Source organism: Planctomycetia bacterium (assembly GCA_021413845.1).
Lineage (GTDB): Bacteria > Planctomycetota > Planctomycetia > Pirellulales > PNKZ01 > PNKZ01.
The window spans coordinates 80,083-96,000 of sequence record JAIOPP010000100.1; the positions used below are offsets into that span (position 1 = coordinate 80,083).

At 60.2% G+C, this 15,918-nt stretch carries 9 protein-coding genes; 3 read left to right on the forward strand and 6 right to left on the reverse strand.

The genetic code is table 11. The annotated features are described in order from the left end of the window. Positions 1-12: 12 nt before the first annotated feature. Together K8U03_18930 and K8U03_18935 are read right to left on the reverse strand one after the other, a co-directional pair. Positions 13-2,871, reverse strand: a complete 2,859-nt coding sequence (locus K8U03_18930; protein ID MCE9606964.1) for an MMPL family transporter — start codon at positions 2,869-2,871, stop codon at positions 13-15. A 161-nt stretch (positions 2,872-3,032) separates the two neighbouring features. Next, positions 3,033-5,069, reverse strand: coding sequence for a YjhG/YagF family D-xylonate dehydratase (locus K8U03_18935; GenBank protein MCE9606965.1), 2,037 nt, complete (start codon positions 5,067-5,069; stop codon positions 3,033-3,035). A 251-nt stretch (positions 5,070-5,320) separates the two neighbouring features. Here K8U03_18935 and K8U03_18940 point away from each other — a divergent pair, with 251 nt between their 5' ends. Then, positions 5,321-6,718, forward strand: a complete 1,398-nt coding sequence (locus tag K8U03_18940) for an MFS transporter (protein MCE9606966.1) — start codon at positions 5,321-5,323, stop codon at positions 6,716-6,718. Between the two features lie 23 nt (positions 6,719-6,741). On the opposite strand, the gene K8U03_18945 is transcribed toward K8U03_18940, so the two are convergent. From K8U03_18945 to K8U03_18955, 3 genes are all read right to left on the reverse strand, one after another. Further along, positions 6,742-7,743: a hypothetical protein gene (locus tag K8U03_18945; protein ID MCE9606967.1), complete on the reverse strand. Its 1,002-nt coding sequence runs from the start codon at positions 7,741-7,743 to the stop codon at positions 6,742-6,744. A 61-nt stretch (positions 7,744-7,804) separates the two neighbouring features. Then, positions 7,805-9,301 carry a hypothetical protein gene (locus tag K8U03_18950; protein MCE9606968.1) on the reverse strand — a complete coding sequence of 499 codons (1,497 nt, stop codon included), beginning with the start codon at positions 9,299-9,301 and terminating at the stop codon, positions 7,805-7,807. 228 nt (positions 9,302-9,529) lie between these two features. Continuing rightward, positions 9,530-10,690: a PQQ-dependent sugar dehydrogenase gene (locus K8U03_18955; GenBank protein ID MCE9606969.1), complete on the reverse strand. Its 1,161-nt coding sequence runs from the start codon at positions 10,688-10,690 to the stop codon at positions 9,530-9,532. A gap of 1,042 nt (positions 10,691-11,732) precedes the next feature. Here K8U03_18955 and K8U03_18960 point away from each other — a divergent pair. Beyond that, on the forward strand, positions 11,733-12,527 hold the full coding sequence (locus tag K8U03_18960; GenBank protein MCE9606970.1) for a chalcone isomerase family protein: 795 nt from the start codon (positions 11,733-11,735) through the stop codon (positions 12,525-12,527). 68 nt (positions 12,528-12,595) lie between these two features. On the opposite strand, the gene K8U03_18965 is transcribed toward K8U03_18960, so the two are convergent. Further along, positions 12,596-14,758: a hypothetical protein gene (locus K8U03_18965; GenBank protein ID MCE9606971.1), complete on the reverse strand. Its 2,163-nt coding sequence runs from the start codon at positions 14,756-14,758 to the stop codon at positions 12,596-12,598. Between the two features lie 824 nt (positions 14,759-15,582). On the opposite strand from K8U03_18965, the gene K8U03_18970 reads away from it, so the two are divergent. Then, positions 15,583-15,873 carry a co-chaperone GroES gene (locus K8U03_18970; protein MCE9606972.1) on the forward strand — a complete coding sequence of 97 codons (291 nt, stop codon included), beginning with the start codon at positions 15,583-15,585 and terminating at the stop codon, positions 15,871-15,873. Positions 15,874-15,918 lie beyond the last annotated feature (45 nt).

Below are 15,918 nucleotides of genomic sequence, written 5' to 3' on the forward strand. Positions count from 1 at the left end.
TACAGCGCGCGTTTATGCTTCGCTGCGCACGCGCGGCGATCGTAGTTCGGTCGGTTCGTGAAAGTGCGGCGCATGCAAATGAGGGGCATTTCCCGGATGCGGGCGTTCGTCGCGATGGTGAGGGCGCAGACCGCCGTCGTCGCTCGCTTGAACACCCTCGTCGGCGGCGTTCTCTTCATCAACTTCCGGCCGATTGCGAGTCATCCAAGTAAGCAGGGCCGGCAGCATGATCATCGAGGTAAACAAGCAACAGCTGACGCCGATCGTCAGCACCCGGCCGAGGCTTTGCAGACCTTGATGACTGGCGATCATGAGCGCGCCGAAACCGACGACGGTCGTCAGCGAATCGACGAGCACCGCAACGGCCGTCGACGGCGACATGCGGTAAGGACCGCGCTGGTCGAGGTAATCGTGAACGATATGCACTCCGTAGTCGACGCCGATGCCGAGCATGAGCGGCAGCGCGATCATGTTCGCCGGATTCAGCGGCAAATTCAGAATCCCCAAGATGCCGAAGGTCTGAAACACCCCGATCCCGAGCGGCAACGCGGCGAGCATCGCATAGGGAACGCTGCGAAAGTCGAACCAGAGCACGGCCAAGATAACGGCCAGCGCCAAGAGCGCGGAATGCTCGTAGCTCCCCTTCATTTCGAGCGACGCCTCGTAGGCTTGCAGCGGATTGCCGGTCGCTTTCGGATCGACCGAGCGAACGTCGCGCACGAAGGTCGCGAGCGCATCCATGTTCCAAATGTCGCCGCGACCGTAGATCTTCAGCAAGTGCCGATTGTTATGGCCGACGAACCGATGCACCAAACTTTCGGGCAAGTCCGCGAGTTTCGGCGGTTCCGGATCGGCCATCGAACGCAAGGCGTGTAGCCGACTGAGCAAGTCGCCGGCCATTTGTTGTTGGAATTGAGACAGCAAAGCCGAGCAATCGGGAGCCGGCAGGCGGCGGAGCGCATCGCGGATTTGCTCGAGCCTGCGAGCCGGGCCGAGTTGATGTCGGTCGGTGAGTGCTTGTTGCGCGTAAGCGAGCGTTTGCCCGAGCTCTTCCGGTCGCTCGACCGGGATCAACGGCGGACGTTCCGGAAGCGTCGCGAGCTTCGTTTGAATGCGCTCAATGATCGGCTGTTTCTTTTCATGATCGATCGGCAACAAAGAAACGATTTCCTCCGTCCGTTCGACGGAGTTGAGCTTTAAGAGTTGCTCCTTACGGGCCAGCAACTCTTCGCGGCTATCGGCCATCGACACGGCGAACCACATGCTCTGGCTGCATTCGCTCAGCAATTTCTTTTCGAGCTCGACGCTTTCCAATCCGTCGGCTTGCATGTTGAGCAGGTTGTGGTCGTACCAGAGCTTCGAAATGCCCGCCCCGAGCACGAGCGTGAACACGGTCGTCGCGAAGAGGAGCTTGCGAGGGTTTTTCATCAACGGTGCGATCCATTCATGCACCGGCAACGGTGTCGGCATGTTGAAGCCGATGCCGCTTCGATCGACGAGTTGAATGCAGGCCGGCAAGATGAAGAGCTCGGCGAGCGCGCAAAGCAGAATACCGCCGCCGGCGATGATGCCGAGTTCGGCAACACCGGTAAAGTTCGTTAGACCGGCGGCAAAGAACGAAATGGCGGTCGTAATCGCACCGGTCGCGATCGCGGGTCCGACGCCGTTCATCGTCTTGAGCAAGGCTTCATGCGGCGAGCGCATGTGGTCTCGCAACTTCACGTAGCGCGCGACGAAATGGATGCCGTAGTCGATGCCGATGCCGATCAACGTCGCTGCGAACGAGACGCTGAGAATGTTCAAATGTCCGACCGCGAACGTGATGTAGCCGAAAGTCCAAGCCATGCCGATCAGCAACACGAGGTTCGCCAACAAAGCATGCCGAATCCCGCCGAAACCGGCAATAAACAGGGCCGCCACGCCCGCGAGCGAAATGATGCTGGCCCAGGTCATCGACGATTGGCTGGTTGCCATCTCGTCGAACTCCATGACCGGAATCCCAGTGAGCCCGAGTTTGACCTCGGGATGGCGCAACTGTAACTGCGCGAGTAAGACGCGTAACGCTTTGACCGCTTCGGCGCCACGCGCGAAGCCGTCGTCGGCATGGCCCGAGAGACGCAAGAGGACGAAGCCGAGACGGCCTTCCTTCGTTAACAGGTATTCGGAATTGAGTTCGCTGAGGGTCGCAAACGACGACGGCATCTCGGGCCAAGGGGATTGATAAGTCCCTTTCTTGCCGAGCGACGTGTAAAGGCTGTCGCTGAGGCGCGCGAGTTGTTGTTCGCTCGTGGCGACCAATGCCGAGGTCGGGGCCGGCCCTTGTGCCTTGGCCGTTTCGCCTTCGTGCTGCATGCGCATGGTCATGCCTTGCACCATGCTGCCGACGGAGAGCCGAGACCATTGCCCATGCACGACCGCACCGGCTTCGTCTAAGAATTTCTCGACGCCGAGCAGTTCATCGGGCGGAAGATAATGGAGCCCTTTGGAGCGAATTTTTTCGAGATTCACGCCATGCAGCACCGCATGAAAGTATTTGTTGTCGCTGCCGAGCGCCGTGGCGAGTTCTTGCAAGACGGGAACGACACGCGCGCGGTTTTCCCCTTCGACGACGACGACTGCATCGTCTTCTTCGCCGAACTCTTTGATGTAGTCGTTCCAAAGCCGACCGTACTCGTTCTTAGGATTCACCAAGTCGTGACGGCTGGTCTTATAGCCGAGATGCATCCAAGAGTAGACGCCGGCCGCTCCGCTGAGCACTAAGGCAAGCACGACGATAGCGACGGGATAACGAAGCGTGATCGCGACGAGCCCGGTCATGAGGCGCGCGGCGATCGAATGCTCGTCGGCAGCCGGCTTCCGTTCCGCTGTCATAGGTTTCTTCTGCGCATGAGGAGACTGGCGGCGACCATCCTTGGCTGCGGCTCGGCGGAGGATTCTAAGACAAGCGGCGGTGAATCACCAAGACGTATTCGATGCGCATGCCGGCGGGCCGACGCTATCGTTCGCGACGTTCCCGGCCGCCGCTTTCGCGACTACTTCTTGAGCGCCGCGAGAATGCTATCGACGTCATAGACGCAGCCTCCCCAAGTGCCGCCGCCGGCTGCTTGCAGTGCTGCCCAAAGACGCGAGTCGTCCGGAAGGTCGGCGTCGGGATGAAGATCGGCCGGCAGCGATCGGAGAGAAAGAATCGCGGCCCCTTCTTCGGGCGTGAAACGGACGGCCGTCCCGGTTGCATCGGCCGCTTCGCCGATAAAGTCGACGCTGCCGATAAGATTAGTGCGATCGACGATGATTTGAATGAGATCGCCGTCGCGAAGCTTGCCGATCGGTCCACCTGCCAGCGCTTCGGGCCCGACATGGCCGATGCAAGCGCCGGTGCTCACGCCGGAGAAGCGAGCATCGGTTACCACGGCGACTTCACGACCGAACGGCAAATGCTTGAGCGCCGAGGTGATCTGATAAATCTCTTCCATACCGGAGCCCATCGGCCCGCGCCCGCAAAGCACAAGCACGTCGCCTGCCTTGATCGGCTGCACCGGCTTCGCGCCGGGAACCGCGATTCCCTTAATCGCCGCGACGGCGTCTTTCTCGCGCGTGAAAACACGTGCCGGCCCCGTCTTGCGATAGACGCCATCGGCATCGACGACCCGGGCATCGATCGCGGTCGCTTTGATAACCGAGCCTTCAGGGGCAAGATTGCCGCGAGGGAAACAGACCGTGCTGGTGAGACCTCGCTCACGCGCTCGGGCCGGGCTCATAATGACGTTATCGGGTTCGATCCCGTCGCGATCGCGCAAGAGCTGCCGCAGACGAGTGCGGCGCGGCGACGTCTCCCACCACTCGAGAACTTTTGCGAGCGTCTCGCCCGTCGCGGTCAGCACATCGAGATTTAAGAGGCCGAGGTCGCGGAGGTGAAGCATGATCTCCGGCACACCGCCGGCGAGAAAGACTTGTACCGTCGGATGACCGACCGGACCGTTCGGGAGCGCATCGACGATGCGCGGCACGCGGCGATTCACATCGTTCCAGTCCTCGACCGTCGGACGACGAAGTTTCGCGGCGTGTGCGATCGCCGGTATGTGCAGCAGCAGATTCGTACTGCCGCCGCAGGCCGCATGGACGACCATCGCGTTGTGAATCGCGGCGTCGGTGAGAATGTCTTTGAGAGTAAGGCCACGCTCGGCGAGGCTGAAGAGCGCTTTCGCGCTGCGCCGGGCCGCGTCGAGCCAGATCGGTTGACCACTGGGAGCGAGCGCGGCATGCGGCAAAGTCATGCCGAGCGCTTCGGCCACGACCTGCGCCGTGGCCGCGGTGCCGAGAAATTGGCAGCCGCCGCCGGGCGACGCGCACGCACGACAACCTAGCTCGGCCGCTTCTTCCAGCGAGATCTCGCCATGCGCGTAGCGCGCGCCGATCGATTGCACTTTGCCGGCGTCTTCGCCTTCGGTCGGCGGCAGCGTCACGCCGCCGGGCACAAGCACCGACGGCAACGACGACGCACCGGCCAGCGCCATCATCATCGCGGGCATTCCCTTATCGCACGTCGCCACGCCGAGCACGCCGCGGCGCGTCGGGAGCGAGCGAATGAGCCGGCGCAACACGATGGCCGCATCGTTGCGATACGGCAGGCTATCGAACATGCCCGTGGTCCCTTGCGAGCGACCATCGCAAGGATCGGACACGGCGGCGGCGAAGGGCACTCCGCCGGCCCGTTTGAGTTCGCGCGCGGCGGCTTGCACGAGCAGCCCGACTTCCCAATGGCCGGTGTGATAGCCGAGCGCGATGGGGGAACCATCTTCGGCGCGAACGCCTCCTTGCGTACTGAGCAAAAGAAACTGCGGCCCGAGCATTTCAAGCACGGGCCAGCCCATCCCGGCGTTTTGCGAAAGCCCGAACAGATCGCCGCTCGGGGCATTGAGCAGCATGTCGGCGGAGAGAGGCAAAGAGCCTCGCGGGCCTGCGGCATTGGTCTCGACGTCGAGCAGGTCCGGAGTCGCAGCATCGGCCGGCGAACTCGAAGGAGGCGTATCGAGGATTTCGTTCAGGGCATATTTCGGCATCGCGGGCATTCCCAATGCGACAAATTTAAGAAGCGTCGACAGTATAACACGGATGATCGCTAGAGCCTCACGCGGCTCGCGCGTCCGGCTCTTGACTCGCGCCGGGCCACGTGTTCAGATTGGCGGATTCTTATGAGCCGGGCCCAGGCTGTTCGGATGGGCCGTTACGCACGACGCGTCCCACCTTCCGCTTGTCGCATCTCTCCGCTCCCTCCGGCACCGACCCCTCGCACGCGACGCTCGCACGTCGCCTTCGCACCATGAGCAATTCGCCCGTCACCGCAGCGTATCGACCTTGGTACAAGGAACTCACCGGTTACCACTGGTTCGTGTTTATAGTGGCGGCGCTCGGCTGGTTGTTCGACACGATGGATCAGCAGTTGTTCAACCTTGCGCGGCGACCGGCGATGGTCGAGTTGCTGCCGAAGTTGGATGATGCTAAAGCATTTAACGCGATGGTCGCAGACTATGCCGGGTATGCCACGGCCATCTTTCTCCTCGGCTGGGCGACGGGCGGTCTTATTTTCGGTGTCTTGGGCGATCGGTACGGCCGTGCGCGGGTAATGATGTGGACGATTCTTGCCTATTCGCTTTGCACCGGTCTGAGTGCATTCTCGGTAGGCTTTTGGGACTTCGCCTTCTATCGCTTTCTTACCGGCCTCGGCGTCGGTGGAGAATTCGCCGTCGGTGTGTCGCTCGTGGCGGAGGTAATGCCGGAACGCTCGCGATCGTTTGCGCTTGGTTGGCTTCAAGCCCTCTCGGCAGTCGGCAACATCATGGCGGCGTTGATCAGCATGTCGCTCGGTGAAATGGAACAACGCGGGATCGTCGGCACGTGGGTCGTCGGTGGCTTTACACTGACGGCCTGGCGCTTAATGTTTCTCGTCGGCACCGTACCGGCGCTGTTGGCGTTGGTCATTCGGAGCAAACTGCGCGAGCCCGAACGTTGGCAGCAAGCCGCGAAAGATGGGTCTGTAAAGAAAGTTGCCGGGTTCTACGGAGAACTCTTCGGGGACCCGCGTTGGCGCAAGAATGCGCTCGTCGGAATGTGCTTGGCGTTTTCAGGCGTCGTCGGTCTCTGGGGCATCGGCTTTTTCAGCTTCGATCTGATCGACGTCGTATTCCGTAAACACTTCGCCGGTTCCGATCTCACGCCGGCAGAGATCAACGGAAAGATCGGCTACTGGAAGGGTATTACGTCGGTAGTGCAAAACATCGGCGGATTTTTCGGAATTTACGTCTTCAGCCGCGTTACGCATGTGATAGGTCGTAAGCCGGCGTTTGCGATTTCATTCGTCTTAGCGATGGTCAGCACTGCCTTTACCTTCTGGTATCTCGACGAATTCTCCGAAGTGTTCTGGATGGTTCCGATGATGGGCTTCTGTCAGTTGATGCTCTTCGGCGGATATGCGATCTACTTCCCGGAACTGTTCCCAACCCGTTTGCGTAGTACGGGCATCTCGTTCTGCTACAACGTCGGCCGCTTCGTTGCGGCGATCGGTCCGTTTACATTCGGCTATCTCACAAGCAAAGTGTTCGTGGGCCTCGAACATGAGCCGATGCGTTACGCAGGTGTAGCGATGTGCGGAATCTTCCTGCTTGGGTTCGCGGTGTTGCCGTTTGCGCCGGAGACGAAGGGGAAGCCGCTGCCGGAATAAGGGGCCGGTTTGAATCACGGCCGTTAAGCGGCGGCTGCGCGGCAGACTCGCCGCGCCATTTCCGCGGCGTGGAACGGGAGCCAATCGAGCTTCGTGTACACACCGTGGCCGGCTAGGTGTTCGCTGATGCCGCCGCTGGGAGAACCGTAATCGACGAGCAGCGTCTCGCCGGCGTCGGGCACGCGAAGGCCGACGCGCAGACGGTCCGTCAGGTTGAGCGAGGTATATTCTTCCGGCTGCAAGAGCGTGTTCAGCCGGCGATCGGCGAGCCATGCCCGTAGCGCCAATGGAAACGGCGGCACGTTCGTTCCCGCGATGCCGAACTGTTGCACGTAATCGCCGGCCGAAGCTCGAGCGATGTCGTCGATCGTGCCGGGAAACGTCGTGAAGTAAGGATCGATGTCGGGCAGCGGCTTGTGGTTGATGAAGTGGATGAGCTTGTCGTAGCCTTGCACATCCCACCCGTAGCGGATCGGCGTGCCGAACGTGGCGATATCGAGCGGGTTCTTGATGATCGGCCGCGCAGCGCTGCGCAACCGCTGCTCGACCGCTTGCCAAATCGGAATGTCGACGATGTTGACCCAAGGGATTCGGTAGTGGCATTCCGCCGCACGAAAGAAGGAGTCGACGGTTGCTTCGTCGCCGGCGACGAGGTTGGTGAGCAGCGCGAGAATGTTGCCGGCGTGACTATGTCCCCAAAGCAGAATGCGGCGCTCGGGAGCGATGTCGAGCGTGGCGAGTTCGTCGATCAGGCGCACGGCGGCATCGGCTCGTCCCAGATGGTGGTTCTCGCCCGACCAAGGAAAGATGCGCACCGGAATCGTCGGGCCACCGTCGGCGTTGAGCGCCTCTTCGAACTCGCGGGCATATTCGATCGTGTAGTTGCCGTTGTCTTTCATCACGGCATCGACGAGCACCTTGGCGATCTTGCCGAGGCCGCGACGTACGGCAGGAAAGAACCGACCGAGCTCGGTCAATACGCCCGCCGCATCGTTGCCCGCGAAGGTTCCGTGCAATAGATACACGGCACCGTAGCCGGCGGCTCGAAGTTGTCGAGCGGCCGACGCTAAGGCTTCGCGGTGTTCGTTACTTCCGGCGGACGGGGGCGCCGGCGGACTTGCCAGGACCGGTTGCGAAGTGAGGGGCGCGCCCCTGTAGAGCTGATGACGAAACCGATTGGCCGCGAACAGCGGTGTCGGCGGGGTCGAGTCGGCGGACGATGTTTTCCGTGGTACTAATGCCCAAAGTCCCTGTCCAAGTTTCATAGGGCCGGCCTTTCCGCTCATCGCCTTGGAAGAAAGCCAGATACGTCATCACGTCGGACGGTAGGAATTCGTGTTCGCTCGGAGCCAGCACCGTTTGCCGATGCACGCGCCGCCATGTGCCGGAGTTGAAATAGTTTTGGTTGAGGACGTAACCCTCGGCGTAGCTCGCGTCGAGGGCCACGTTCTCGGCATAGTGCGTGTGTCCATATACGATATGCTTCGCGCGACGGTTGCGAAAGTCTTGTTCGGCCAACGCATGGGTCGCGTAGGAGTCGTTCGACTGGCCGCGCAAGCCGTTCACGTAAAGCAGCAGATCGGCGGCCCATTTCGTCGAGATGCGCTTGCTGAACTTCAAGAGCCGTTGCAAGTTGTCGACGACATCGTTCGGGTTCCAGGTGTCGCGCTCGCGCACGTAGGAAAGATCGAGGAAGTCGTCGGCCAGGCGGTCCCAAATGAGCTTCACGCGCTTGCGCAGTTCGGGAAACGCGCAGGTTCGTTCGAGGATGCCGTCGACCCAAACAGGCACGAGCAGCAACGGCCGGACGTTGTCGATTTCCCGCAGGCCTGCGAACGTGGCGTCGGGCAAGTCGCCCCCCATCTCGGCTTCGACTTGTGCGGGGAATCGGTTCAGAAGCTCGATGACGATCGAGTCGCCGAGGCTGCTCGTGTTGCGATCTCCTTCGAAGTTGAACGGATCGTAGATGTCGCCGTGGCGACCGAACATCTTATGCGCGCGCATCGCGGCGAGAATCGTTTCGCTCTCGTTCGGATCGTGCGGAAACGGTTGATCGGCCCGATTCGAGAGGCCCATGTGGCGCACGATCGATTGGCGGAGCAGATCGTAGCTCGGGCCGGGCAAGCGAAAGAACCAGTCGTGGTTGCCGACCATGTAATGAATGTTCACTTTTACCGGCTGCTCTTCGCGAGTGAACGCAGGTCTGCCGAGCGCATCTGCCGGCGCAAGACGAATCACGTTCTCGGTGGCGAGGCGGCGCAAGACGGTGAGCGAAGCTTCGTTATGCTTGAGAATGCCGGCCGTAATCTGAGTGACCATCTCGATGTATTCGGGCTTCGACGAATCGCTCCACGGGCGAACGTCTTTGCTTTTAAGCCAACGCGTGGAACGAATGACGTCGAGCACGTCGCCGAGTAGCACGACGTCGAGCTGTTCGATCGGTCGATAGGAGCCGTCGGCTCGTTGCGATGCGGCGCAGGCAAGATCTTGCAGACGCTCGGCAAAGACGTCGAACGCCCCGGCCGAAATCGTGGCGCCGCTGGTGCCGTCGGTGAGGTGAAGATCGCTGATGACGACGAGCATGGCAACTTCCCTGTTGCAGTTCGGAGGGCGTTCGAGCGGACATGCCGACGAGCGCGAGCTTGCTACTCATCCGAAACTATCGACCTGGTCGACTTGAGGAGTTGAGAAGATTTTCCGATCGTAGCGAACATAAGGCCGCCGGCGCAGCAAGCGGGCGTCTGCCGCGAGCAGGAAAGCTCACGGCAGACGCCCGATGAAGAACAGCAAGTCTCAGTTACCGCGGCGGAATTACTTCGCCGGCGAGAACCGGAAGAATTTATTGCCGGTCGTCGTGAAGTAGATCTCGCCGGCTTCGTCTTCGCCGAATGAGACAACCGGCAAAACGTTGCCTTTGATTTCTTGGTTTGCCAGCACCTTCTGCTTCGTAGCATCGTAGGCGAGGGCCCACACGGTTCCGCGAACGTAGTCGGCGTAGATATACTTTCCTTGCAGTGCCGGCACTTTCGAGCCGCGATAGACGGAGCCGCCGGTGATCGAGCGACCGAGATCGTGGTGGTATTCCCAAATCGGCTCGATGTATTCCGGCTTCGGTTGCGAACCCTCAGGTCGGAACTGGTGCATCCCTTCGCGCTTGTTCCAGCCGTAGTTGCCGCCGCGAACGATGATGTCGATCTCTTCCCAAATGTCTTGGCCCACGTCGGCGGCCCACAGCGCACCGGTTTTGCGATCGAACGCGAGCCGCCAAATGTTGCGGATCCCGTAAGCCCAGATTTCGCCTCGGGCATCTTTCCGGCCGACAAACGGATTATCTTTCGGTACCGCGTAGCCGAGCCCTTCGTCTTGATGATCGACATCCAATCGCAAGATCGAGCCGTTCAGCGTTGCGAGATTTTGGCCGTTCTTTTCCGGATCGTTGAACAAGCCCCCGTCGCCCAGAGCGATGTAAAGCATGCCGTCGGGCCCGAAGGCGATCGTGCCGCCGTTGTGGTTCCAGAACGGCTGCGGGATGCGGATGACTTCTTTTTCGGTCGCAGGGTCGGCAGTCGCCGCACCGGCCGACGCAGCATGGAAGCGGGAAACGACCGAGGTGTGCGCCGGCGCGTCTTTCTTCGTGTAGAACACGAAGAACTGCCCGTTGTCTTTAAACTTCGGATGGAATGCGAAGCCGAGGAAGCCTTCCTCGTTTTCGGTATCTTTGTAAGTCACGTGCTTTTGGAAATCGAACCAGAGCTTCGGTTCCGCGGCATCGTCGGCCTTGTCGATCACATAGATGTTGCCGAGTTGCGAAGCGACGAAAAGCCGGCCGCTGCCGTCGCCGGCGTGCGTGATGACGATTGGGCGTTGGATCTCGTCTTCGAGCTTCGGGAAGGCCGGCTCGATCGCCACTCCGGCCAACGGCGAAGCGTCGACATCGGTCGGTGCGCCGGAAACGATCGAAACGCCGACCATCTTGCCGGCCGTCAGGTCGGGGATCAGGAGTTGGCCGCTTTTCGGGTTGAGTGTGAGATCGGCCGGGCCGGTGAGGGTCGGGCCATGTTTCACGGCCGGGCCTTTGCCGCCGCGAAGGATCGAGAGCGTCCCCTTGCCGACTTGCGTGACGTAGATGTTGTTATCGAAATCGCGCGCAATGCCGTCGCCGGTTTCCAACCCGTCGGCGATCAACTCCAGCGCGCCATCTTTCAAGCTCAATCGGTTGAGTTCGCCGCTGCCGTAGTCGAGCACCAAGAGATGGTCCGGGCCGTCCATCAAGAGCCCATTGGGAGTCTTGATCTTCGGATTTTTGGAATCGACGACGGTCGACACTTTGCCGTCGGCCGCGATCTTATAGATGGCCCCTCCGGCCCCCTTCAGGTCTCCCGAATCGGAGACGTAGAGATTACCGGCGGCATCCGCTTCGATGTCGTTTAAGAACAGCGGCGGCACGGGAAACGCGTCGGCGGCGGCGAAGACTTCTTTGCCCCCTTTCGTGCCGATGCGTAAGACCTTCTTGTTGTCGGTGACGAACAGTTGTTCGCCGATGTAAACCATCCCCTTCGGGTCGTCGAGACCGTCGGCGAGGGTCTTCTTGTCGGCGCCGCTGATGATCGTGATCTTGCCGTCACCGTCTTTGCCGAACTCGCCGATCTCGGACACTGCGATGGTGAACGTCGGGAATGTCTTCGCATAGCTGACGCCGACTGCGATCGACTCCGGGTTCTTTAATTCCGCCGCCAGTGGCGTGACGACCGGTTCCGTAGCTTGCACGACGGCTGCCGGCGGCAAGCTGCCGATGAACGCCGCGACGAATATCCGACTTAATGAAAATTTCATGGTTGAGTTCTCGAGAGACTAGGGCGATGCAAAGCGCGGTGTCGGGGATCGGAACCGCCGACACGGAAACGAGATAATACGTCGTCGCGCGGTGAGTTGCTAGCGGTTTCAGCGCCGGATCGTGTCGGAACGGGAATGATTTGCTTGTCTTTCCCCTGCTGACTTCTAGACTGAAACTCGCATGCTGTTTTGGGTTGCCAACGATCTTGTCGAAGGGTTGCCGATGTTTTCTATGTGGGTAAAGCGGACCGTCATTGCGGTGGCTGTGTTGGGTGGCTTGGCAGTAACCGGAGCGATCGTCGTATCCGGATCGGTGCGGGGCTTCATCGAAGGCTTTCGACCTGGGCCGGAAGTCGGCGACACGGCGTTAACAGCTTCGGAACTGATTCCGGCCCTCGAAACGAAGCCGCCGGCGGGCGTTGCGCCCGTTGCCGCGGAGCAGGTCGCCCAGGCCGCGATCGAACACGAGGGGATTTTCCCGGTCGTGGTTCGGGCCGAGGTCGGCGGTAAGCCGGCCGAGATGCGATTGACCGGCCAAGCGATTCGCAAAGCGTTCGGAATCAAATTCTATAAGATCGGCAGCTATTGTTGCGAAACGATCTCCCCGACGAATGTCGATGCACTTGCCGCCGCCGACGTGCCGAAGCAACTGCTGCTGGTCATGGAACGGGATGTTTCAGAGGCGGTATTGTCGCGCAGTTTTCGCGAGACGTTCGAGAAGAATGATCCCGACAAGAAGTTCGTGAAAGAGATTCAAACGATGCTCGATTACATGACGAGCAGCCCTTTGAAAAAGGGAGAGCATGTCCTGATCACGCACTTGCCTCAGACCGGTGTTTCGGTTCGCGGGCGCAATCAAGATCCGATTACGGTCGACAACCCCGCGTTTGCGGAAGTCGTGTGGAACGTCTACATGGGCCCAAAGGGAGTGAGCGACGAGCTACGAACGGGGCTAGGAACAAGGCTGAAAAAATAGACGTCGTATCGTAGCGTCACCAGCCCCCTCCTTCGCTTGCGTTTTCGGCGACAAACCTCTGCCGCCTCTCACGGCCGTCGGCGAATCTTCACGCCGCCGCTTTCAAACACGACGGGCCATGAGCTTCGCACGATCTCCGGTGCCGGGCGGCCGGCATCTTCCACGACGTATTCGACCGGCACTTCCTTCAATACGAAGTCGATCGTCTCGTCGTCCGGCTCGGTATAGAACTTCTTTCGCCCACGGCTGCGCCGATACACCTCTTCGGGCGCGATGAAACCGTTGGAAAATGTGTAGTCTTCGCGCCCTTCGTAGTACATCGTTCGCCCGGCAAGGTTCGAGCCGAGCGTGAAGTGGCGTTTGTAGATGAATGAAACGGCATCGCTGCGCGCGGCATCGCGAATCTCGCAATCGCTCCAAGGATGTAGGATCACGCTGCCGTACGGAATGTTTTCTCGCATATATGCCAAGGCTTGCATCTGCTCCGGCGTTACTTCGAGATACGTGGTTGCCGGGGCAAGATGTTCGGCCGTAACGGTGACGAGCCAATAACCGGCGACGGCGAGCAGAGCCCAAGTGGAGCGTTGTTTCCACGCCGCGCGATGGGTAACGCAGTCTAATAGCACGCCGGACCCGAGCGTGGCAAGGAGCCAAGAGCCGAATTCCGTCGGACGATAAAGGTTCGGCGAACTCCACCATTGCCCACCGGCCGTAATGCCGACATCGACGACCCACGGGACCGTAAACCCGATCAGCGCTGCGGCTGCGATGATCTGCTCGCTCGCGCGTAACGTCCCTTTGCGGCGACGTTCAACGAGATGTGCGACGCCGAGAATCGCAATATGCACGAAACGGCAAAAGACATACACGACGAGCCCAATCGTGTAGACGACCTGTGCCGTAACCCGTTGATACCACGCCACGGGAGCCGGCGGGATCGCCATGTCGGAACTGGGCGGCGAGGTTTCTTTCTTCGAGGGCTTCCGTTTCCAGTGATCGAGATTCGCGAGCACATGGCCGACGGTGTCGTCGTCGGCCAGGCGCGATTGCCAAGTGTTGCGATAAGAATCGCCGAACACGTTGTCGACGACGATGCGCGGCGGAGCGATCGGACGCTCGCCCAGGTAGAGAAGTTGCAGCGAACCGAAGGCGACGATCCCCATCAGCGCGGGAACGACAAGGCGACTCGCCGGCAATCGCATTCGCTTCGAGGTTCGTCGTCGCGTGAGATCGGCGACGAAGCCGACACCTCCCCAGAGACCGATCGCGCCGAGCATGAGAAAAGCATGAAATGCCTCGAAGCAGGGCATCGTGCCGATAAGCACGATCGATAACGCCACCCAGCATTTGCGTCCGGAGGCTAGAAAGCGGTCGAGCGCGAGTAGCCCCAGCAGAGTCGCGGCCGGTGTGATGTCGAGCGGCTTGAGTGCTGGTGTGACGCTGGTGAGCCCATAGATCAAAAGAGCGATACAACCGGCCGCATACGACTTCAACACCCTGCGCGCGAAGGCGAGGATCGCAAGCCCGTTGATGACGATGCCGAGCGTCGGCACGTAGAACCAGAACCCCGAAAGGTAAGGGATGCCGGCTTCGGAACCTAAACCGTTGAGCTTTGCGGAAAAGAGGTGGGGAAAGTAATGGCTCGGGAACTTGTGGCCTGCGAAACGGAGACAGTCGGGAGGCACATCGTGGATGAGTGCCGCACACGACATCATATTCGTCGTCTTATCGGTGAACGCCGCACCATAGAGCCGGAGTCGCGAGCCGTCGAAATCGAAGAGAGGAACCGTGCGCACGAGGTAGTAGCACACGAGCATAGCGATAATGACATAGCCTGCCGCTTCCCATGAACTGTGCAAACGGGGAAGACGCAAATAGCTCTGAAAGTTCTTCGCCGTCCGACCTTCGCGAATCTTCGCTCGATCCCTAGCCATCAGGATGAGGAGGGCGCTCGCGATGAAAACCAACTCGAACGTGAAAGCGAGCGAAGCAGGCTCTCCTGCCGACTGCGCAGCCAGTGCGCCCCAAGAAACGAAGCAGTTAAAGAGCACCCCAAGTAGCCCAACCGTGGCCCAACGCTCGGCGCGGCATCCGCTTCGCAAGCGAAACAGCTTCGTCAGCAGCCAGCCGGGCAAGGCGACGTCGAGCAGGCATTGCACCGCGAACTCGAGTGAGTAGCCCCAATTCCAATGAGGCACGAGCGCAGCGAGATCGAGCGAGGCTGGTTCCATGACATCCGTGCGAGCGGCGGAACGATCGGGATCGGCCCGAAAGGTAACACGCCGGCCGCACCGCGAGCAATCGGACTCGAGTAGGCGCAAAAAAAGCCGGCTTCTCGGCGGGAATCGAGAAGCCGGCCGTGTTGCAATCGGGAACCGTCCGACGTTTAACCCGTCGGGCAACTCACCATGTCGAACTCATGAAGCGGAGGCGAACGGTGGAAACAAAGTCGAACTCACGCGGCCCTGATTACGCGGAAGTAGCAATCCTTTGCGTTACGAACACCTATCTGCGTCACGGAACATCGTGGCCGGCCGTTGCGAAGTCGACTGCGAATCAAGAACCGCTGCGTACTCTCCTACATGTGCTGTCGTCTGAACTCCGAAGCCTGCGACCGTTGCGGATCGCCGGCTTCGGCTGAAAAAGCGATTCTCTCGTCGCGCAAAACTTGGCAGCGCGGTAGCCCTATTGCCTGCGGAAAAGGAACGAAAATAGATGTGATTTCACCGAGCGGCGATGCTTTTTCAAGCGGCCCTGCTCGGTGCTTTGGAAGATATCAGGCTTTCGATCGATTGCAAGAAATTGCCGGCTGGAATTCGCCTAACAGTCAACGGTCATCCAGTATGCGCCATCGGCAGTCCCGCTAGACGCGACCCAAGACGAACGATCGCTCTGATTCCTATCGGAACATGTACCAGGCGTTTAGCTCGACGAAGTTGTGCGACAAGCGGTCGCCCGGTTGCTTAGCTCGCTTCGCTCGGCCACAATAACTCGCTCGGCGAAACTGGCGCTCGAAGATAGTTTGCCGAATTCCCACCGGAGCGATGCACCCCTGATGAAACTCGTCCCTTTAAACGATTACGTTGTCATTCGTCCGCAAGCGGCCGAAGTCGAAACCGCCGGCGGCATCGTCTTGCCCGACTCGGCGCAAGAGCAGTCTTTCCAGGGACGCGTGCTAGCGGTCGGCGATGGGCTCCGGTTCGACGGCTCGCAGAATCGAAGCGCCTGCCAAGTGCAAGAAGGGGATCGGATCCTCTATTCTCGCTACGCTGGTTCGCCGGTCACGGTCAATGGAGAAGAGCTCATCATCATGAGCGAGCGACAAATTCTCGCGATCTTGCGATAAATCGCCTCTTTCCGCTGAATCGGCGATGTTCCTACCGTCGCCTCT

Excerpts from the sequence above, each read along its gene's own strand:
- K8U03_18930 (MCE9606964.1), bottom strand. The coding sequence starts at position 2,871 with ATGACAGCGGAACGGAAGCCGGCTGCCGACGAGCATTCGATCGCCGCG.
- K8U03_18935 (MCE9606965.1), bottom strand. The coding sequence starts at position 5,069 with ATGCCCGCGATGCCGAAATATGCCCTGAACGAAATCCTCGATACGCCT.
- K8U03_18940 (MCE9606966.1), top strand. The coding sequence starts at position 5,321 with ATGAGCAATTCGCCCGTCACCGCAGCGTATCGACCTTGGTACAAGGAA.
- K8U03_18950 (MCE9606968.1), bottom strand. The coding sequence starts at position 9,301 with ATGCTCGTCGTCATCAGCGATCTTCACCTCACCGACGGCACCAGCGGC.
- K8U03_18955 (MCE9606969.1), bottom strand. The coding sequence starts at position 10,690 with ATGGTCGGCGTTTCGATCGTTTCCGGCGCACCGACCGATGTCGACGCT.
- K8U03_18960 (MCE9606970.1), top strand. The coding sequence starts at position 11,733 with ATGCTGTTTTGGGTTGCCAACGATCTTGTCGAAGGGTTGCCGATGTTT.
- K8U03_18965 (MCE9606971.1), bottom strand. The coding sequence starts at position 14,758 with ATGGAACCAGCCTCGCTCGATCTCGCTGCGCTCGTGCCTCATTGGAAT.
- K8U03_18970 (MCE9606972.1), top strand. The coding sequence starts at position 15,583 with ATGAAACTCGTCCCTTTAAACGATTACGTTGTCATTCGTCCGCAAGCG.